The 20,431-nt window shown below is 39.1% G+C and carries 17 protein-coding genes and 1 pseudogene; 4 read left to right on the plus strand and 14 right to left on the minus strand.

Annotated features, from left to right (window positions below; translation table 11 throughout):
- Positions 1 to 16: 16 nt before the first annotated feature.
- The 3 genes from ACZ5XR_RS25205 to ACZ5XR_RS25215 all read right to left on the minus strand — a co-directional run bounded on the left by ACZ5XR_RS25205 (position 17) and on the right by ACZ5XR_RS25215 (position 1,504).
- Positions 17 to 325 carry a PTS fructose transporter subunit IIB gene (locus ACZ5XR_RS25205; RefSeq protein WP_464499179.1) on the minus strand — a complete coding sequence of 103 codons (309 nt, stop codon included), beginning with the start codon at positions 323 to 325 and terminating at the stop codon, positions 17 to 19.
- Positions 326 to 343: 18 nt separating this feature from the next.
- Positions 344 to 814, minus strand: coding sequence for a PTS sugar transporter subunit IIA (locus tag ACZ5XR_RS25210; RefSeq protein ID WP_464499180.1), 471 nt, complete (start codon positions 812 to 814; stop codon positions 344 to 346).
- Between the two features lie 198 nt (positions 815 to 1,012).
- Positions 1,013 to 1,504, minus strand: a complete 492-nt coding sequence (locus tag ACZ5XR_RS25215; RefSeq protein ID WP_464499181.1) for a hypothetical protein — start codon at positions 1,502 to 1,504, stop codon at positions 1,013 to 1,015.
- Between the two features lie 52 nt (positions 1,505 to 1,556).
- On the opposite strand from ACZ5XR_RS25215, the gene ACZ5XR_RS25220 reads away from it, so the two are divergent.
- The 4 genes and pseudogenes from ACZ5XR_RS25220 (at position 1,557) to ACZ5XR_RS25235 (ending at position 4,939) form a co-directional block, all read left to right on the plus strand.
- On the plus strand, positions 1,557 to 1,775 hold the full coding sequence (locus ACZ5XR_RS25220) for a DUF1659 domain-containing protein (protein WP_464499182.1): 219 nt from the start codon (positions 1,557 to 1,559) through the stop codon (positions 1,773 to 1,775).
- Between the two features lie 36 nt (positions 1,776 to 1,811).
- A complete protein-coding gene (locus ACZ5XR_RS25225; protein WP_464499183.1) occupies positions 1,812 to 2,030 on the plus strand; it encodes a DUF2922 domain-containing protein in 219 nt (72 codons plus the stop codon).
- Between the two features lie 278 nt (positions 2,031 to 2,308).
- A complete protein-coding gene (locus tag ACZ5XR_RS25230) occupies positions 2,309 to 2,953 on the plus strand; it encodes a spore coat protein (RefSeq protein WP_464499184.1) in 645 nt (214 codons plus the stop codon).
- A 594-nt stretch (positions 2,954 to 3,547) separates the two neighbouring features.
- Positions 3,548 to 4,939 (plus strand): annotated as a pseudogene (locus ACZ5XR_RS25235) (DNA/RNA non-specific endonuclease).
- A gap of 529 nt (positions 4,940 to 5,468) precedes the next feature.
- Here the strand turns inward: ACZ5XR_RS25235 and ACZ5XR_RS25240 are convergent.
- The 11 genes from ACZ5XR_RS25240 to ACZ5XR_RS25290 all read right to left on the minus strand — a co-directional run bounded on the left by ACZ5XR_RS25240 (position 5,469) and on the right by ACZ5XR_RS25290 (position 20,304).
- On the minus strand, positions 5,469 to 7,151 hold the full coding sequence (locus ACZ5XR_RS25240) for a glycoside hydrolase family 13 protein (protein ID WP_464499185.1): 1,683 nt from the start codon (positions 7,149 to 7,151) through the stop codon (positions 5,469 to 5,471).
- 28 nt (positions 7,152 to 7,179) lie between these two features.
- A complete protein-coding gene (locus ACZ5XR_RS25245; protein ID WP_464499186.1) occupies positions 7,180 to 9,441 on the minus strand; it encodes a glycoside hydrolase family 31 protein in 2,262 nt (753 codons plus the stop codon).
- A 55-nt stretch (positions 9,442 to 9,496) separates the two neighbouring features.
- A complete protein-coding gene (locus ACZ5XR_RS25250) occupies positions 9,497 to 12,847 on the minus strand; it encodes a glycoside hydrolase family 31 protein (protein ID WP_464499187.1) in 3,351 nt (1,116 codons plus the stop codon).
- A gap of 75 nt (positions 12,848 to 12,922) precedes the next feature.
- The gene (locus tag ACZ5XR_RS25255; protein WP_464499188.1) at positions 12,923 to 14,188 is read right to left on the minus strand and encodes an ABC transporter substrate-binding protein; all 1,266 of its coding nucleotides are present in this window, start codon (positions 14,186 to 14,188) and stop codon (positions 12,923 to 12,925) included.
- 29 nt (positions 14,189 to 14,217) lie between these two features.
- Positions 14,218 to 15,060: a carbohydrate ABC transporter permease gene (locus tag ACZ5XR_RS25260; RefSeq protein ID WP_464499189.1), complete on the minus strand. Its 843-nt coding sequence runs from the start codon at positions 15,058 to 15,060 to the stop codon at positions 14,218 to 14,220.
- Between the two features lie 12 nt (positions 15,061 to 15,072).
- Positions 15,073 to 15,948 (minus strand): carbohydrate ABC transporter permease, encoded by an 876-nt coding sequence (locus ACZ5XR_RS25265; RefSeq protein WP_464499190.1) that lies wholly within the window; start codon positions 15,946 to 15,948, stop codon positions 15,073 to 15,075.
- Between the two features lie 16 nt (positions 15,949 to 15,964).
- Positions 15,965 to 17,290 (minus strand): ROK family protein, encoded by a 1,326-nt coding sequence (locus ACZ5XR_RS25270; protein ID WP_464499191.1) that lies wholly within the window; start codon positions 17,288 to 17,290, stop codon positions 15,965 to 15,967.
- A 199-nt stretch (positions 17,291 to 17,489) separates the two neighbouring features.
- Positions 17,490 to 17,681: a hypothetical protein gene (locus ACZ5XR_RS25275; protein WP_464499193.1), complete on the minus strand. Its 192-nt coding sequence runs from the start codon at positions 17,679 to 17,681 to the stop codon at positions 17,490 to 17,492.
- 216 nt (positions 17,682 to 17,897) lie between these two features.
- Entirely contained in the window at positions 17,898 to 18,287 is a 390-nt protein-coding gene (locus ACZ5XR_RS25280; RefSeq protein ID WP_464499194.1) for a J domain-containing protein, read from the minus strand.
- A gap of 203 nt (positions 18,288 to 18,490) precedes the next feature.
- Positions 18,491 to 19,438 carry a mannose-6-phosphate isomerase, class I gene (gene manA / locus ACZ5XR_RS25285; protein ID WP_464502434.1) on the minus strand — a complete coding sequence of 316 codons (948 nt, stop codon included), beginning with the start codon at positions 19,436 to 19,438 and terminating at the stop codon, positions 18,491 to 18,493.
- Positions 19,438 to 20,304, minus strand: coding sequence for an ROK family protein (locus ACZ5XR_RS25290; protein ID WP_464499195.1), 867 nt, complete (start codon positions 20,302 to 20,304; stop codon positions 19,438 to 19,440). Before ACZ5XR_RS25290 ends, manA begins: the two co-directional genes overlap by 1 nt.
- Positions 20,305 to 20,431 lie beyond the last annotated feature (127 nt).

The raw sequence follows: 20,431 nt of genomic DNA on the forward strand, positions 1-20,431 counted from the left end.
CTTTCTCCCCCTTTTTTTACTTTACAAGCTCTAGAGCTTTATTGATAAGACCTTGCGGGTTTTTAACGGCTTCCGCAACCGGCACCTTAAGAGTAGGGATGTCATTAAAACGGTCTGCTTTGGCAATCGCTGTATCAACAGCCAAAATAAGAACATTTGCTTCCGCTACTTCTTTAGCTGAAATAGAATTTTCAATCCCCATAGCGCCTTGTTTTTCAACCTTGATTTGATGACCCATCTTTTTTGCTGTCATTTGTAAAGCAGCTGCAGCCATATTTGTATGTGCTACGCCTGCTGGGCAAGCTGTTATTGCGATAATTTTCATGATAATTTCCACCTTTTCTTAATTTGTTTTTTGGGTAACTAATTCATCTATTAATTCAAGAATTTGTTTAGGATGTGTTGCGGTCATTAACTGATCACGGAACTCATCCTCCATTAATTTGCCAGACAGTGCTGCTAATATTTGAAGATGAGTTGTGCCACCTTCTGTTGCTGGTATCGCCAGCATGATAATAAAGGTAACAGGTTTGTCATCGAAGGAATTCCAGTCAATTTCGTTTGCTGTTTTCCCGATCACTATACTCGCCGTTTTTACGGTATCGCTTTTGCAATGAGGGATGGCAAATCCATTGCCAAAGCCTGTTGTAAATTCTGCTTCTCGATCAAGAACACCTTGGAAAAAGGCAAGTTCTGATTCAATTCTTCCTTGCTTAGCTAACAATGAAGTTAATTGAGAAATCACTTCGTTCTGGGTTGCAGCATCCAAGTTTAACTCAATCAAGTCTTCATTTATCAATGATTTGATTTCCAATCCTTCACCCTCTATCGTGTTAAATTTTACTTCTGTAAACCCTTACAACTGATAACGTTATCTTCTATACTTTGAATTGTATCTATTTTCGGTGATAATTAAAAATTAGTTCTTTTCCGTATCGTTAAGGAAATTTTTCGAAAGTTATAAATGAAGGGGGAAATTTTATTAAATTGGCTCTTTAAAAAAGCGTAAAGATCACTGCTTGGACCAAGGTAGCTCTTTTTTCTCCTCCACGGGCAATGCAGCCGCTCTGCTTGGACCGCGGCAGCTCTTTTTTCTCCTCCACGAGCAATGCAGCCACTCTGCTTGGACCGCGACAGCTCTTTTTTCTCCTCCACGGGCAATGCAACCACTCTGCTTTGACCACGGCAGCTCTTTTTTCTCCTCCACGGGTAATAGCCACTCTGCTTTGACCACGGCTGCTCTTTTTTCTCCTCCACGGGCAATACAGCCCCTCTGCTTGGATCGCGGCTGCTCTTTTTTCTTCTCCACGGGTAATAGCCACTCTGCTTTGACCACGGCTGTTCTTTTTTCTCCTCCACGGGCAATGCAGCCCCTCTGCTTGGACCGCGGCTGTTCTTTTTTCTCCTCCACGGGCAATGTAGCCACTCTGCTTTGACCACGGCTGTTCTTTTTTCTCCTCCACGGGCAATGGATTGTTTTTAAATCATTTTTTTCAACCACCATGTCCTTTCCACCCCCTAAATCCCTATATAGAAGGTGAAAGGTGGTGATAAACATGGCACAGGCAAGATTAACCGATACAAAGCTGCGATTGGTGTTCGATGTCGGGATGGACGAAAAGGGAAATCCGCTTACCAAAGCAAAAACCTTCAATAACATCAATAGCCTGGCTACTGCGGATCAACTCTATCAAACAGCACAAGCCATTTTCGTATTGTGCAACGATCCGATTAGCCGCGTCGAAAGAGCGGACAGCTCCGACATACTAAGCTAATGAAACAGGAATTGATTATGACAGGAGGTGAAAAAAATGGCCAAATCATTGGAGTTACAATTTGATACCGATCTTGGTAAAGTAGCTCGTTTATCGATTGATAATCCGAAGGAACCCATTGATGAAGCGGTTGTTAAGCAATCAATGGCCCAGATTATCGCAGCTGGTGTCTTCAACACTTTGAACGGAAAGCTTGTTTCCGCAAAAGGAGCACGAATCATCGAGCGCAATGTGACCGATTATGAACTAGCATAAATAATGAAAGGCCGGTTTCCATGAGGAAGCCGGCCTTTTGGCAAGTGTTTTTAAGCTCCGGGATAGTATTACTAACCTTTAAAGTTTAAAAAGGTAAATGGGGATATTATATTTGGAGCAAATACTTCTTATTCTATATAGAATCTGAGAAATTTTCGTCCAATTTCCCCACATAATTTTTCCCCACTTTTAAATTCCTTTTGGCATGAATATCTGATTTATCTAGATACATAATAACTATGGTTATTTTAAAAATCTACATGGAGGAGATACATTTGATGCAAAATCAGCAAGGGCAAATGCACCAAAATATGCATACAGGAGCCGTGCCGCCGCAAATGAATCATGGAGGGCACGAGGTATTTGATGTTCATGAGGTTCTTTCCGGAGCAATTGGGGCAATGGATCAGTACATGCTGTTACGTCAGCATGTTAAAGATCCGGAATTAATGGATATTCTGGACCGCCAATATCAATTTATGCAGGATGAATATAACATTACGGTGGAGTGCTTTAAGACAGGGCAAAATCCTTCTCACCACACCAACCGGTATGAAATGAAGCAAGGCAATGATTTTGTCTATGGGCTGCAGCCGTCCCAGCCGAAAAAGCCGTTGCAATCCGTATCGGAATTAACAGATCAGTGTATTTCCGGAATGATGCTTGGCTGTTGTAAATCGGGTGCCTCGATGAAAACAATGGTGGCATGTGAAGTCACCAATCCAGTCGTCCGTCGCGTGCTGGCCGACTCGGTTCCTAACTGCATAGAAATGGCGTATGAACTTTCAATTTATCAGAATAAACATCATTACTATCAGGTCCCGCAGCTTGCTCAGCAGGATATGCAGCAGCTGCTTAATGCCTTTGCGCCGGCACAAGGAATGCCGCAAACTCCAGGTATGAATACAAATATGAATCATTAAAGCGATGGGGACGGTTCTCTTGGTCTAAAAAAGCCGAGAGAACCGTCCCCGTGATGCCTCTCAAAAGAAGGTGTGGAATTATTTACCTAAAATTAAAACTTTTAAAAAAAGATTTATGATATTGTGAAATTAAGCAAGGTACACATGTATTCAAAGCATGTGTTGTGAGAATGGGGAAGGCACTGCTGCTTTAAACATATATTAGACTCATTCCTTGCATATTCTTTAAGTGATGATTTTGAATAATAGCATAAGGAGGTGCTCAGAATTCATTTAAGTCCTTCATCTAACACATTTATTATTTCATAGACAGCTCGATATCATTTCAATGACGTCGCTCCACAAGAATCCTCAACTAGAATCTATTTTTCGAACTCCCGACTACCTTCATTATTTTTCACTACAATGTTTAATCCCTATACGATCTATGTATGAGCACACTTTATTGAGAATCAAGTTGATCCTATTAATATGATTTTCCTTAAATCAATGGGAGGTTATCGCTAAATGTTTAAAAGCGAATCGATTCAAAATAAAATTTTACCAAAAAGATCCAAAGGCAATATAAAGAAAAATGTAGCCTTTCTTGTTTGTATGTTCCTCGTGTCTTTAGGTGCTTTAGGAAGTTTATTTATTACTCCTACCCAGGCTGCTGTGGGCACTCATGTGGTGATCAGTGAAATTTATGGCGGTGGAGGGAATAGTGGTTCTTCCTACAAAAATGATTATATTGAACTCTACAACCCGACAAGTTCTAGCGTTAGTTTGTCTGGATGGTCTGTTCAATACGCCTCTTCAACCGGTACATTTACTAGTATTACAAATTTATCAGGCAGCATTGGCTCACATCAATTCTATTTAATAAAAGAAGCGAGCGGCGGCGGTGGAACGGTAGACTTGCCGACTCCTGATGTGACAGGAACGATAAACTTAAGTGCCAGCAGCGGAAAAGTGGCATTGGCCAAAGTCACTACTTCGGTATCGGGTTCAACCAATGCAAATGTTGTCGATTTTGTAGGCTTCGGCTCGGCCAATGATTCAGAGACGACTCCAGTTGGCACTCTTTCCAATACGACAAGTGCAGAACGGAAAGACAACAACGGTGGAACCGTACAGGGGCAAGGGAATGGCTGGGACACGAACAATAATGCAAACGACCTAGTGATTACAAGCAGCTTGGCTCCTCAAAATTCGACTTCTCCAGCTGAACCGCAAACACAATCAGGTACTGACAATGATAATATGGGATTAGGAAATCCAAGTGGTGCGACAAGTAATACATCCAATTCCACTAATTATTTGATGATCAAGCCGCAATATGATCTTTCCTACAATAATAGCAAACACGAGCCAAACTGGGTGAGTTGGCATTTAGGTGCATCGGATCTTGGGAGCACCCCGCGTCAGGATGACTTCCGTCCAGATACAACCTTGCCGACAGGATGGTATGAGGTTACAGCCAATGAATTTTCCGGAACCGGATTTGACAGAGGGCATATGTGTCCATCTGGTGATCGGACATCTTCAGTTGCCACCAATTCAGCAACGTTTCTGATGAGCAATATGATTCCTTAAGCTCCCAATAATAATGAGATCACTTGGGAAAGTTTAGAAGAATATAGCCGTTCACTTGTTTCAGCTGGAAATGAATTATATATTATTTCCGGAGGTTACGGATCCGGGGGCACTGGTTCAAATGGATATATGACCACTGTAGGGAATGGAGTTGTCGTCCCGGCAAAGACATGGAAGGTGATCGTCGTATTGCCTAACGGGAATAATGATCTTAGCCGTATCACCACTTCGACCAGAGTAATCGCGGTGTTGATGCCGAATGATCAAACGGCTTCCATTCACCCTTGGAGCTACTACAGGGTAAGTGTCGATACCATTGAGTCCTTGACTGGCTATGATTTCCTTTCCTATGTGCCGACCAGCATCCAAAGTGCCATCGAAGCCACTGTTGACAATGGTCCAACGAATTAAGCCATGCGGATGGTTCTCTTGGGGAGCAGTAAAGCTTTTTTATCTCCATAACGATTAGATATATGTCCCTATTCATTTGAAATCTGCAGTGGCAGTCGAATTGTCCATAATATATAAGAATTCCTCATTTGCTAGTCTAATATCTTCTATGATTACAGGTGGATTGTTTGTGATATTGACAAGGTAATTTTTCCGTTTGATGTTTCGTTTAAACTATTTTGTTTGGTTTTAAACAAAGATTTCTTTAGGTGTGAAACATTCAATTCATATCTTTCCCTTTTGTAAATCTTTATTATCCTTTTATAGATTTAGTTATATGAATAATAATGAATTGGATGACTTATATTTAATATTTAGCCTGTAGGGTTCGAAAAACAAATACCTGCGAAAATAGCCAAAAGAAAAAACAGAAGGCTGACTCCAATGCTAAGGTGTCAGCCTTCCGTTAAAGATCTTCTTATAGTTGAAACACGACCAAAAAGCTAGATCCTAGTGGATGTGTACTTTTTCTTGTCTTGGATTTAACACTTTATTTAATTGAATACACTACCGCCTCAAATGGTGCTAATATGCTTCTCTCATTTTCATTTTCTTCATTAGTAATGACGATGGATGTTCGATTAAGTGATTCAATATTTAATTTATCAATTAAATCAATGGATTGATTTGAAAAATTACAAAGTATCAATAATGTTTCATTTTCCACCATTCTTTTATATGCAAACACATTGGCATCATCTTCCAAAATAAGTTCGAATTTGCCAGTTGTAATAATATCCATTTCTTTTCTTAAACGGATAAGACGCTGGTAATAATAATAGATGGAATCGTGATCCTCTAAAGCAGCATTTGCATTAATTTCTTTATAACTTGGATTCACTTTTATCCATGGGATACCTGTCGTGAAACCGCCATTTTCAGACTCATCCCATTGTATCGGCGTACGTGCGTTGTCCCTTCCTTTAGCATAGATCGCTTCCATAATCCTCTCATGTGACCAGCCCATTAATGTTTTTTCTTTATACATATTTAAAAGTTCAATATCACGGTAATCATCAAGCGTCCCGAAATGCACATTCGTCATTCCAATTTCTTCACCTTGGTAAATATATGGCGTACCCTGCATCATGTGAAGGCAGGTTGCCAGCATCTTCGCCGATTTCACCCGATATTCCTGGTCATTCCCAAAGCGGGAGACGATACGCGGCTGATCATGATTGTTCCAATACAAACTATTCCACCCAGTGCCATGTAAGGATGTTTGCCATTTTTCAAAGTTCTTTTTCAGTTCCACTAAATCAAGCGGCTTTAAATTCCACTTGTCACCATTTACACAGTCAAAATTCATATGTTCGAAAGTAAAAACCATATTTACTTCTTTGCTCTCTGGGTTTGTATAAACCAATGCATCCTCAGGTGAGGCTCCTGGCATTTCACCAACCGTCATTACATCATAATGGGAAAGAACCTCGCGATTCATTTCTTTTAAAAACTCATGAATTCGTGGACCGTTTACAAAATAGGGGCCGCTATCTCCGTATAATTGGCCTTCTGCTACTTTTCCATCAGGGAAGGAAGGATCTTTTGAGATAAAGTTGATAACATCCATGCGGAAGCCGTCGATTCCTTTATCCAGCCAAAACTTCATCATTTCATAAATGTCGGATCTTAAGTTTGGATTTTCCCAGTTTAAATCTGGCTGCTTTACCGCAAATAAATGAAGATAATACTGCTCTGTTTCTTCATCAAATTGCCAGGCTGATCCGCTAAAAATAGAGCCCCAATTATTTGGCGGTTCTCCATTCCCTTTACCGTCGCGCCAAATATAATAATCGCGGTAAAGATTATCTTTACTCTGTTTTGACTCAACAAACCATTGGTGTTCATCCGAAGTATGATTGACGACCAGGTCCATTACCAGCTTTAAATCTCTTTGATGCATTTCCGTTAATAATTGCTCAAAATCATCCATCGTTCCGTATTGTTTAAAAATAGTTTGGTAATTCCGAATATCATAGCCATTATCTTCTTGTGGAGAATCATATATAGGCGATAACCAAATAACGTCCACTCCAAGGTTTTTGAGATAATCCAATTTTTCAATAATTCCTTGGATATCTCCGATACCATCGCCATTACTATCATTAAAGCTTTTAGGATAGATTTGATAGACAACACTTTTTTTCCACCAATCATTTGTCTCTTTCTTCATGTTACTGCTTCACCCTCTTATTTCACTTTTAGGACATTCCAATTATTTCAATATTTTTAATTGAAGCGATTTGGGAATATGAACCTTCTTTTTCAATTCTAAGCTCGAGATCCTCATCCATTTTAAAGGTTGATAAACGATATTGATGAGCCTGATAATCATAGGAGTATCCATCATCTTCGTATAGATGCCCCATCATTCCTACTTTGGAATAATAGACTTCCAGTTCAATGTCTTGGTTTTCTTTTGTATTTTGAACAGGGGTTCCGAGTGGTAGTATTGTCCCTGCCTTAACAAAGATTGGAAGTGTATCCAAATCAGCTGATATCAGATGATATTGGCCGCCTTCATATTTTTGATGTGTCCAAAAATCATACCAAGTACCTGCTGGTAAATAAACAGAACGATGGGTTTTACCTGGACGAAGGATTGGTGCAATCAGTAGTTGACTTCCTAACAGAAATTCATCACTGCATTGGAAGGTTTCAGGGTCATTTGGAAATTCCATTACTAGTGGCCGAACAACAGGCAGTCCAGTTTGTTCTGTTTCGTGAAACAAAGTATATAAGTATGGCATAAATCGATAACGTAATTCGATATACTTTTTAACCAAAGCTAATGTATCACTTCCAAATGCCCAAGGTTCTTGATAGATTGAGTCTTGAACACTATGATTACGGAAATACGGCATAAAGGCGCCAACCTGTGTCCACCGGATGAGTAGCTCTGGAGTTGCATCAGATGAAAAACCTCCAACGTCTGCACCTGCAAAAGCAACCCCTGACATTCCTAAATTCATAATCATCGGCAGTGACATTTCTAAATGCTCCCAATGGCTTCTGTTATCTCCTGTCCATACAGCAGAATATCTTTGAACCCCTGCATAACCTGCTCTAGTCAGAGAAAATGGCCGCCCGTTTTCCAGTAGTTTCTGTAAACCCTCAAAAGTTGCTTTACTCATATATAACCCATATAAGTTATGCCCTTCTTTATGAGTAATTTCCTTGCCATCCACATCATGAATAACATCTAAATCCATCGTTTTTGATTCATTAAAAACGGAAGGCTCATTCATATCATTCCAGATTCCCCGAATACCCAAGTCCGTATAAAAGCGGTGGAGTTGTCCCCACCATTCTTGAACCGATTGATTAAAAAAGTCAGGAAAGGCGCTAATCCCTGGCCAGACCTCACCATAATATACTTCCCCGCTCAAATATTTACTGAAAAATCCCTTTTTCATTCCTTCACGGTAAACTGGATATTCTACGTCCTTTTTAATGCCGGGATCCACGATTGGAACAACATCAACCTTTTGTTGAGCAAGGTCCTTAATTAATTCTTTATATTGTGGAAACTTATCTTCATCAAAAGTAAAGACACGATAACCATCCATGTAATGAATATCCAGGAACACACAATCTAAAGGAATATCGTTGTCCTTGAACCCGCTGACAATCCCCTTTACTTCCTCTTGGGAAGTATAGCTGTAGCGAGACTGGTGATAGCCAAGCGCCCATTTTGGAGGCAGCGGCGTTTTCCCTGTTAGATTCGTGTACAGTTTGACTACTTCTTTTACATTTTCCCCCAGAAGAATATAAGCATTGACTTGACCGCCTTCAGCCATAATGGTTAGCTGATCCCGATAGCTTTGCATATCAAATTCGGTGCGAAAAGAATTATCATAGAAAATCCCTGTCGTTTTATCCTTATCATGTAACAGAACAAAAGGGATAGACTGATAGAGTTCGACTGTATCCTTATTATGCGGGGCATAGACATCTGTATTCCAATTACTAATTTTTTCCCCATTTTTATTGATAAATCCGCTTTTTTCCCCTAAACCATAAATAGGAGAATGCTCACGTTTCTTTACCGTAAAATAAATATGTTTTTCTGAGTTATAAGAAATGGAAGGGGTGGCTGTTTGAAATAGAACTTCCCCTTCTTTTTTTACTGTAAGTCCAAAAAGTTCTTTTTCTATGATTACCTCATTGCCACCCACCTGTAATTGAATGAATGGATCGGTTTCTTCCAATGAGCCGACCATGCCCCTTAAATCACCAACTGCTGCGATTGAAACAGAACGATCCACCTCGCCAAATGGATTTACAATGAATCTCATCGTTTTCTCATTGATAAAATAGAGACAAAATGCCCCTTTGGAAAGAGTTCCTGTTAATACTTTTCCGTCCCATTCATAGGATAGAACAGACGTAACAGGATGGCGGACCTCCGCTTTTTTATTTACTTTAGAAGGTAATATTGCATGACTCGTTGTTTCTAACATAATCGACCTCCTTTGCGTTTTTTAACAATCCGTTTACCAAGGGATTATAAAAATTTTATTTCTTGATCATTCTAATAGGTTTAAGATTTCCAACTACTTCAAATTCCAGGTTTTCTATTTTACTTTCCACTTTCACTGCCAATTCATCATCTTCCTCTTGAATAGAAACGAATACTTGATTGCCCATATGATCAACAAGTGTTTGCTCAAAAACATCATCACAGAAGATTTTACAGAGCGGAGTGTTATATTTAGTGATATCATTTCCTACTGATGAACCAAGTTTCCTAGTATCGTCGACATTGAGTAGCAATGCTTGATTAGCTTTTACAAAAACCGGAATTTGGTCAACTTGAGCAACGACACGGATCATGACTGGTCCTGTGATTTTTTCATTCGTCCAAAGATCAAACCAAGTACCTTCAGGCAGATAAACATTTCTAGTTATCGAGCCTTCTTCAATAATCGGGGCAACCAATAGGGATTCCCCAAAAAGATATTCATCATATAATCCACGTGCCCTACCATCATCCGGATAATCAACCATAAGCGCTCTCATCATCGGCAGCCCTGTTTCACTTGCTTTTTGAGCCTCTTGATATAGATAGGGCAATAGATTCATTCGGACATCGGCAAAGAACCGATATACATCTATAACTTGTTCTTCACCTGTTCTTCCTGCAATATTCCATGGTGTTCTATCTTGATTGAATTCAGCCTTGCTTTCCGCATGGTATTGCATGATCGGGCAAAATGCCGCCATAGCAGATGAACGCATAAACAATTCAGCTGATGGGATTTCTCCATTGAATCCAGCCATATCCCAGCTCCAGAACGGAATTCCAGCTAACCCGGCATTGAGGCCTGCTATAAGTGAGCGCCTAAAGGCTGCAAACGTTGAGCGCTCATCACCGGCCCAATGGGCTGGAAAATTCTGTGCCCCTGTATATCCTGCCCGGCTGAAGGTAATACCGTTGTTTTGCTGGGCAAATTGATAATAGGCTGAAATATAATCATTTGGATACTGATTACGCATCTCACTGCCTGTTTGGCCATTGGCAAATTTTAAATTCTTGCCAAATACAAATTCACCGCCATCGGTTTTAAAGCCATCTACTCCAATATCAATTAAGTATTGGCGTTTCTTAAACCACCATTCAAAGCCCTCTTTATGACTAAAATCCATGATTAAGCTTCCCGTAAACCAATTTTCCGGAATACGGTAGGGGGAGCCATCTTCATTCTTTACAACGTATCCTTGCTCAATCATATAAGCCTCATCTTGATCTTTAAGAGGATGCTGCTGTTTGTTTAAATATTTTTGGATTGGAATTTGCCAAAGGATAAGCTTTAAACCATTCTCATGCAGATACTCTACCATCCCTTTCGGATTTGGCCATCTGCCCCATTCTGGAAATGATATTTCTTTATAGCTATGGCTTTCACTTGGATCCTTTAGATCGTATTCTGCATCATTGAACATGTAATAAGTGGCCTCATCACTCCATTGTTCAAGAACGAAAACGGTCGCTGGGATTTGATAGTTATTTGTCGCTTCCACTTCTGTTCTTACAATCGATTCTCTATCCCAGTTATTGCTGGACATCCATGGCCCTAAAGCCCAAGCAGGGAGCATTTTTGGCTTGCCCGTATCATTCGTAAAGGCCTGGATATTTTCTTTATAATTTCCAAAATAAAAATGAAGCTTCGTTTCTGGAATATAAGGTACTTGCTCGATTGTAAACGTACATTTATCCTTTAACTCTTTTGCCAAATCGAATTTGGTATATAAATTTGTATCAACAAAACAGCCGTATCCTGAATTGGTCATATAGAACGGAATTGGCATATAGGTTCTCGTACCTTGATCACGGTATTGGTTATAAACAAAGCAATCAATGACTTGCCCGCGTTGCTCCGTTGCATTATAACGTTCTCCAAATCCATAAAATTGTTCCGTTTCAGGACTTTGCCAATGAATGAGAAATTCTTTAACTTCATGATTATTGTCCGTTTTCCATTCAATCGGTGCTAAAAATGGATGTGTAGCGAGAATTCTTTCATTACCCTTGTTTATTTCAATGATTGCTTGATCTAAATCCACTTTTAAGGTAATATCCCCAGATTTCAGTGTTGCGGTTTCTAGATTTAAGGATCGATTATCTATTGGAGCACTTTGCTGCAAGATCATATCCAAGCCGCAATTTCTAAAGGAAAAGGATAAACCATATGTCCTTTCACCTTCTCCAAACGCTAATTTAAGCTCTTGATCACTTTGTTCAATCAAATAAAAACGATCTGCTTTGTGTACTTCTAATGTTGATACCTCATAGGCATCTGATACAATTTGTTTTCCGCTGCTAAGTAATGCGACAAAATGGTATTGATATGTTTCATGGTATGGAAGAGGGGCCAGTTTCTTTTCATACACTAGTGAATTGTTTTTTACCACTGGTTTTAATCGTTCTTCGAGCATCCAGGTTTTCGTTTCATTTTCTATCATTACCATCACTGATTGTACTTTTTCTTGAGTAATAACTTGGCAAGTCACCTGTAGGTAATCCTCTAATGTAGGGAAATGCGGAATTCGCTCGGTTAATTGTGGAATATACACATTTCCATGACCATATGGTACGTGAACAATTTGATCATTTTCTACAGTGCCTTCTGTTGCATAAAAATCAAATATGGCTAAAACAACGGTTGCTAATTCATCGATTTCATTGCTTTTCCGTGCTAGATCCGCATAATGCAATGCTTTTTCCCGATCCGATTTTTCTAAGTAATAAAGAGCAAACATAGCTGCTGCCGCTGAGGATGTTCTTGGTGAACCTACAAATGGCAATAGTCCTTTTCCATTCTCCAATTGCACGGTCATTTTTTGTACTGCTTCAACCACAATCAAGTCTTCAGGAGAAAACAATCCATATGGCATAACCGCTAGCAGTTCATCAACAGCTAAGCTTCGTTCTCTCGTCCCATTTAAAACAGTTCCGCCTGAGAGTAAATGATTGAAAACATAATCTCTCATTTCTGTCATTGTCTTTTGCACAATAAAATCATGTCTGACATTCTTTGTCTCAAGCAGTGCAGCATAGGCCATAGCCAAATTTGAAAGATAAATATCGGTTCTTCCATCTCCCCAAATTCTAGGTTGAGGGTTGGACCATTCTTCACATAAATACTCTGTATATGGGAGATATTCAATATTGGCTATTTGAGGATGATTGGGTTGAAGTGAAATTTGCTTTTGCAGGATCCATACCCATGTTGCTATGGTATAAAAAGAATCCTGCTTTAAAGTGGGCTGCATATCCAATAGATATTTTTCTACTTCTAAATAATTCCCTTTTAATTGCTCAAGATAGATCGTTAATAATTGGATAAAATCCTTTGATGGTTTCATGGTAAACTCCCTTTTATACAAAAGGATATAAGTGTCAAATCCCACTTATATCCTTTTTTATTTTTATAGAGAATATTATTTATTCAGTATTCCCTTGTATTCAGAATCCAATGTTTCTAATACTTGCTTAGGTGTTTCCTCGCCACTCAATGCTTTTTGGAATTCTTTATCTGTTGCGTCACTTATTTTGCTCCAGTTTTCAGTAACAGGAGGTAATACTAAAGAATTTAACGCCTCAAATACAACCTTTTTATTAGCAGGAGGAGTTTTTTCAAAGTAAGGCTTCAAAATAGCTTGATTGGTAATGGCAGGTAATTCCCATGAGGAATCAACACGAATTTTTGCGACATCTTCACTGGCACTCATGAAGGAAGCAAATTTGTATGCTGCCTCTTGTACTTTCGAATCCTTCGATACAGCAAGACCATTAGCAAAGAAATGATGTGCTTTTTGCGTATTTCCTGCTTCTAATTGAACATCCCATTTAAATGGAGCATCCTTAAATGCATCAAACTCCCAAATACCAGTATGAAGAATAGCTAATTTACCTGCTTTGAATAGATCCTCCGGGGATTGACCAGACATATCTGCCGGAGAAGGAGAAACCTTTGATTTTGTGACTTTATCTACCATGTAAGTAAGTGCTTCTAAATTCTGAGGACTGTTAATGGTTATATTTCCATCCTTATCAAAAATTTGACCGCCATTTTGGGCTGCAATTTTATAGAATTCATTCATGGTAACTGGAGCATAAGTTCCCCATATCTTGTTTTTGCTATCTGTTAATTTCTTCGCTGCAGCAAGCTCATCTGCCCATTTCCAATCGGCTGTTGGATATGGCACCCCAGCTTTATCAAATAAATCTTTGTTATAGAATGTTAATACATTGGAGAAGCTTTCAACCATTCCATATTGTTTCCCATTATATTGATAGGCTTTATAGGCTTGCTGATTTAACTGATCCGGTTTAAAGTTTTTGTCGTTCTTTATATATCCAGATAAATCAGCTAGTGTTCCTTTTGAAGCATAATCTACGAAGTTTTCATAATTCAATTCAAATACATCCGGGGCTTGCCCGCCGGCAATGCGAGTTTGCAATTTTGTAAAGTAATCATTATAAGAAGCTAATTCAGTATTGACTTTAATATTGGGATTTTTCGCTTCAAAAGCTTTAATCATTTGATCCAATTGTTTTTCATGATCAGGTGAGGCCGAAAAACTAAAGTAATTAATGACTGTTTTCCCGTCTGACTTGTTTGAATTCGATGAAGAAGAACAACCTACTAGAGAAAAAATGAATAAAGCAATTATTGAGAGCACCAACATTCTTCTAAATTTCATCTAAACCCTCTCCTATCAAATATTTGTTTTTATTCTTTCATTCCACTCATTGTCATACCTTGAATAAAGTATTTTTGAGCGAAAAGGTAAACCACTAAAATCGGAATAACGCTAATAACGACGCCAGCCATCATCAAACTCCAGTTTGTACCCCAACGACCTTGCAAAAGGGATAAACCAAGAGGTAATGTAGCTAGTTCTTTTGAACTTGTTACAATCAAAGGCCACAAAAAATTATTCCATGAAGCCATAAACGTGAAAATTCCCAGTGTGGCGATAGTGGGTTTTACTAATGGAAGACAAACATTCATAAAGACTTGAAAATGATTGGCTCCATCCATAAATGCCGCTTCCTCTAATTCCTTTGGTACACCTAACATGGCCTGACGCATTAAAAACGTCCCAAATACTCCAAACATCCCTGGTACAATTAACGCCTGATAAGTATCTAACCATCCAAAGTCTTTCATTAAGATAAACTGAGGAATCATGGTTACCTGAGAAGGCACCATCATCGTCGCAAGATAGAGCATAAACAGCTTATCTCTTCCTTTAAATTGCATTCTCGCAAAGGCATAAGCTGCCAATGAGCTTAAAACAATTTGACCAATTGTTGTTAGAACTGCAACTAAAAGGGAGTTCCCTAAAAAACGGAACATTGGAAACATCTCTGATACGGTTTGATAATTTTCTATCGTCGGTTTTTTCGGAATAAACTCTGGCGGAAGAACCATGGTTGTATTACTCGTTTTAAAAGACGTAGAAACCATCCATAGAAATGGAACTAACATGATGAAAGCGCCTGCAATTAAAATCACGTAAAAGAGTATTTTTTTGATCATGCTCGGGGTCTTCATTTGCCTTTTATTCATAATCTGATCCACCTAATTCGCCCCCTTTTTTTGGACCTTCATCTGAATCAACGTGAAAATGAATATGACGATGAAGAGAGCCCAACTCATGGCAGATGCGTATCCCATCTCAAAGTAACGGAAAGCATGATTATAAATATTTTGCACTAATACGGTCGTTGCACCGCCAGGTCCTCCCTCAGTCATAATCATGACCTGATCAAATACTTGGAACGAATTAATTAAAGAAATAATGGTCACAAAGAATGTCGTTGGTGTTAGCAGCGGAAGTGTGATGCTCCAAAACATCCGAAATTTATTTGCCCCGTCAATCGAAGCAGCCTCATAATAAGATGGTGAAATATTCTGTAAACCACCAAGGAATAGTACCATGATAAAACCGGTGTCTTTCCAAGCACTTGTCAGTATAACTCCCAGCATCGCAGTCTTTGGATCGTTTAACCATTGTGGTCCCGTGATACTAACTAAAGATAATAGATAGTTAATTAAACCGTAGTTAGGGTTATAAAGCCATTTCCATACGAGCGAAACAGCAACCCAGCTCGTCACTACAGGTAAGAAATAAATAGCACGGAAAAGGGCCCGAAATCTCATTTTTTGATTAAGTAATAATGCAGTACCTAAACCAAGAACCATAACTAAAGGAAGATATCCAATAATAAATAAAAACGTATTTTTAAAAGCGGACCAAAAGTCGGGGTCTTTTATTAATTTAAGATAGTTTTCAAATCCTACAAAATGAATGGCGCCCACTAAATCCCAATCTGTAAAACTAATTGCCAGTGACGATAATATAGGAGTACCTATAAAGATTAGAAAACCAAGCAAATTCGGTAAGAGAAATATACATAACCAAAACAGAGTTTTCTTTTTTGTCATCCCAACCATGTTGTTGTGCACCCCCTTATAAAACGTTTGAGTCTATATCTTCATAAATTGGAGCCTGAAATAAATGGTTTATGGCGAGCAACGCGCCTCCGATCAACCAAGCATCATCCTGCAATCTGGATGGAACAATAATAGTTTGGATATCTACTTTTGAAAAAAAGTTGTCTTGAGAAATATGGCATACATTGTCTAAAAATAACTGACTATACTTCATTCCTTCCCCGGCCATCACAATCTTGTCAGGATTAAGTGTGTTGATAAGATTTCTAATCCCATAGCCAAGGTATTGGCTCATATCTTTAAGCAACTGGTTTGAAAGCTCATCTCCAAGCTCTGCCTGTTTGGCAACTTCAGAAAAAGAAAAATTCTCGAGTGAAGTATCAGGGTATTGGGATAATAGTTCTTTCCCTTTATTTTCAAAATAAAACTCGGAAGCATACATCTCTAAACAGCCAATTTGTCCGCAATGACAAGGGTATCCATTAATTTCAATTGTTGTATGCCCAAACTCCCCAGCCCCGCCAATCGATCCGTAATTAATTCTTCGGCCAATAACGACGGTCAGGCCGATACCAGCACCTACCGATACCACAAGAAAGTCATCACTTTCTTGTCCCTCCCCCTTCCATAATTCCGCAAGAGTGTACCCGTTTATATTCTTATCAACAAATATTTGAATATCGGGGAATTTTTCTTTTAACATATTGGCAATCGGTACGTTGTTCCACCCCAACATGGACGATCTGATAACGATTCCTTCATGGCGATTTATTAATCCAGAGCAAAGAATTCCTACACCAAGCAAGTTAGAAATTTTTTTGTTATTATTCGTGAGTATTTTAGGGATCTGTTCTTCAACAATATCGATAACAGCTTCCGGGGAAGAGTATTTTTTAAACGGTATTTTAATAACGTCAATAATTTCTGCATCCATATTAGTAAGTGCAATTAATAACCGTTCCTCTTCAATTTTCACACTTATTGTCGAACCGAAATCTTTATTAAACTCAATCAATTTCGCTCTTCTTCCACCAGTTGAAGAAGATTCTCCTACTTCATGAATCAGCCCTTGATTGGTTAAATCTTCAATGATATATGTGAGCGTTGAAACGCCTAATTCACACTGTTTTGAAATTTCAATTCGGCTGATAGGATGCTGCTCACGAATGATATTCAATACTTTAAAACGGTTAATATCTTTGATAAGTTCTTTGCTCCCATTCCTTAGGACACGCATTGCTTTCACCTCTAACAATTGTTGAAACTGATTTTTGAAACTTACTTCTTTCATTGAACGAATTAAGTATATGTTTATTATATTGTAAACGTTGTCTTGATGCAATCAATTTTTATTTTCTCCTTGGATAAAAAATTAAATCTCTGCTTTGACCGTGGAAGCTATTTTTCTCCTCCACGGGCAATGCAGCCGCTCCCCTTTGACCTCGGCTGCTCTTTTTTCTCCTCCATGGGCAATGCAGCCGTTCTCCTTTCACCTCGGCTGCTCTTTTTTCTCCTCTACGGGCAATGCAGCCGTTCTCCTTTCACCTCGGCTGCTCTTTTTTCTCCTCTACGGGCAATGCAGCCGCTCTCCTTTCACCTCGGCTGCTCTTTTTTCTCCTCCACGGGCAATGCAGCCGCTCTCCTTTAACCTCGGCTGCTCTTTTTTCTCCTCCATGGGCAATGCAGCCGCTCTCCTTTAACCTCGGCTGCTCTTTTTTCTCCTCCATGGGCAATGCAGCTGCTCCCCTTTGACCTCGGCTGCTCTTTTTTCTCCTCCACGGGCAATGAGTTGTTTTTTTATTATTAATTTTCATCTTAAATACGATAAATTTTAATATCCTTTAGTAATACTCTTGTACATAACGATTAGATGATAGTAGGGACTGCGAAGTCATCCACAAATAAATCGAAAAGCTGCCTAAAAATTATTTTTTGGCAGCTTTTTTTTACTATTTCTTTTTATTTAAATACGTATTCCCCAAAACTCCAATTAAAATAAGAGCCGCATTTAGGAGCGGTGAAAAAGAATCCTGTTTTCGATTATTTCTCTGTATATTTACTATATTTATGGTAGGATTCGCTTTAGCAGGAGCTTCCTGTTTTAGTTTATTTGTGTCCTTATGAGCTTTTTTGAAAAGGAGGTCGTCATACCTCTTTCTTTTTTCAACATTTTTAAGAATTTCATATGCTTCTTTAACTCTTTTAAACTGTTCAGCATTCCCTTTTTCGATATCTGGATGTACTTCTTTTACCTTTTTTCGATAAGCTTCTTTAATTTCACTAAAAGTTGCGTCATAGGGTACGTCTAAAATACGATAGTAATTACCAATGTATTTCATGTATTTCCACCCTCTTTTAGTTAAATTGCTCCGGTTTTAATCCTTCCAAAATAGTATTCTGGTTTTTTATAAAATATTCGTGCTTATTAAGTACGGTAACACAGCCAATTAAACTGCAGGAAGAAGATTACGATTAAATAAAAGCAAAAAAACACCGACGATCTGTCGGTGTTTGTTCTATTTCCTCAATAAAGCTCCCTGCCTTACGTATGCGAAACAATCAATTTACAATGACCTTCTAGATCAAATTCTCCAAAACTAGCCGGTACAATAAAATGTGTTCCTTTTTTCAAAGAATATTGTTCCCCTTTATGAATAAGTTCAGCTTCTCCCTTAATCACACTTACTAATAAGTATCGATCGTTAAATGAAAAAGTAGATTTACCGCTAAGCTCCCATTCATATACAGAGAAAAACTCTGATTCCACAAATGTCGTAATGGTAGCATGATCCATTTCTTTAACTTTTGGTGTCGTCACTGAATTTTGATGAGGAACAGTGGTCACATCAATTGCTTTATCCAAATGAAGATCACGTAAATTTCCCTCTGAATCACGGCGGTCGTAATCAAACACCCGATAAGTGGTGTCAGAGCTTTGTTGCGTTTCCAAGACTAGCGTGCCTTCACACAAGGCATGAATGGTCCCACTTGGCACATAGAAAAAGTCGCCCGGTTTAATTTTGACTCTTCTCAATAAATCATTCCACTTTCCTTCTTCAATCATGGCGATTAATTCATCTTTTGAACGGGCATTATGACCGAAGATCATGTCGGCGCCTTCCTTGCAGTCAATAATATACCAGCATTCGGTTTTACCCAGTTCCCCATTTTCATTAACAATTGCATAAGAATCATCCGGGTGTACTTGAACCGATAAATCCATGTTCGCATCTAATATTTTCGTTAATAGTGGAAACACGGCTTCCTTCGGATTTCCAAAAAGCTCAGGATGCTCGCGCCAGAGCTCGTCCAATGTCATTCCCGCATATGGTCCATTCTCTACTTCGGAAGGTCCATTCGGGTGAGCGGAAATCGCCCAGCATTCGCCTGTGTGATCCGTGGGTATTTCATAGCCAAATTCCTCTTTTAAGGCGGTCCCTCCCCAAATTCGTTCTTTAAATACAGGTTTTAAAAATAAAGGTCCCACAATTATGCCTCCTCTTGAAATGCCTGATGTGCCAATATAAGTGATCCGGTAATTCCTGCAGTATCTCCTAAGCCGGGACTTACGATATAATCCGTTAACTCCGGCAATACCACATAATCGTTAAGAAATTCCGGCAAATATTTATAAATAGAAGCAAATACTTGTTTTTGATGCATGACGCCGCCACCGAGAATGATTTTGTTCGGTGAAAGAATCAAAATATACTGCATCAGTGCCTGCGCAAGATAATATCCTTCTAAATCCCATACTTCCATTCTGTCAATTAAATTCTTTCCTTTGTTGCCCCAGCGCTCTTCGATGGCTGGACCTGCCGCAAGGCCTTCTAAACAATCATGGTGATAAGGACACTTTCCTTGATACGGATCTTCCGGATGACGCCGAATAAGGATATGCCCCATTTCAGGATGGGTTAAACCTTGCAATAGTTTCCCCTGTACCACGGCCCCTGCTCCAATACCGGTTCCAACCGTAATGTACAAGCAACTATCCAATCCTTTTGCTGCGCCCAGAGTAAGCTCCCCTAATGCTGCTGCATTCACATCAGTCGTAAAGCCGATAGGAATTGGAAATGCTTCTTTAATCGCATGTAAAAACGGGTAGTCCCTCCATCCCTTTTTGGGCGTAGAGGTTATATTCCCGTAAGTGGGACTTTCCACGTTCACGTCAATCGGCCCAAACGAACCGATCCCGATGGCTTTAACAGGATATTTTCTAAAAAAAGCAATCACTTCCGGAATGGTTTCCTCCGGAACAGTTGTAGGAATTTGAATCCGCTCGATGATTTTCCCTGTTTCATCCCCGACCGCACACACAAATTTTGTACCGCCTGCTTCAATTGCACCTAACATGCGAACCCCTCCTAATATCGAATCAGCCATTTGTAGATAAAATCTATAATTTGTAGATAAAATCTAAATTTTGTAGATATCCACCAAAGATTTGTAGATAAAACCAAAATCCTGTAGAAATCCACCT

The sequence above is a fragment of the Neobacillus sp. Fa239 genome, assembly GCF_055395235.1.

Coding starts and splice junctions, on each gene's coding strand:
- ACZ5XR_RS25225 (WP_464499183.1), top strand. CDS start 1,812: ATGGCCAAATCATTGGAGTTACAATTTGATACCGATCTTGGTAAAGTA.
- ACZ5XR_RS25215 (WP_464499181.1), bottom strand. CDS start 1,504: ATGGTGGTTGAAAAAAATGATTTAAAAACAATCCATTGCCCGTGGAGG.
- ACZ5XR_RS25260 (WP_464499189.1), bottom strand. CDS start 15,060: ATGAATAAAAGGCAAATGAAGACCCCGAGCATGATCAAAAAAATACTC.
- ACZ5XR_RS25230 (WP_464499184.1), top strand. CDS start 2,309: ATGCAAAATCAGCAAGGGCAAATGCACCAAAATATGCATACAGGAGCC.
- ACZ5XR_RS25240 (WP_464499185.1), bottom strand. CDS start 7,151: ATGAAGAAAGAGACAAATGATTGGTGGAAAAAAAGTGTTGTCTATCAA.
- ACZ5XR_RS25245 (WP_464499186.1), bottom strand. CDS start 9,441: ATGTTAGAAACAACGAGTCATGCAATATTACCTTCTAAAGTAAATAAA.
- ACZ5XR_RS25255 (WP_464499188.1), bottom strand. CDS start 14,188: ATGAAATTTAGAAGAATGTTGGTGCTCTCAATAATTGCTTTATTCATT.
- ACZ5XR_RS25250 (WP_464499187.1), bottom strand. CDS start 12,847: ATGAAACCATCAAAGGATTTTATCCAATTATTAACGATCTATCTTGAG.
- ACZ5XR_RS25220 (WP_464499182.1), top strand. CDS start 1,557: ATGGCACAGGCAAGATTAACCGATACAAAGCTGCGATTGGTGTTCGAT.
- ACZ5XR_RS25290 (WP_464499195.1), bottom strand. CDS start 20,304: ATGTTAGGTGCAATTGAAGCAGGCGGTACAAAATTTGTGTGTGCGGTC.
- ACZ5XR_RS25280 (WP_464499194.1), bottom strand. CDS start 18,287: ATGAAATACATTGGTAATTACTATCGTATTTTAGACGTACCCTATGAC.
- ACZ5XR_RS25205 (WP_464499179.1), bottom strand. CDS start 325: ATGAAAATTATCGCAATAACAGCTTGCCCAGCAGGCGTAGCACATACA.
- ACZ5XR_RS25265 (WP_464499190.1), bottom strand. CDS start 15,948: ATGGTTGGGATGACAAAAAAGAAAACTCTGTTTTGGTTATGTATATTT.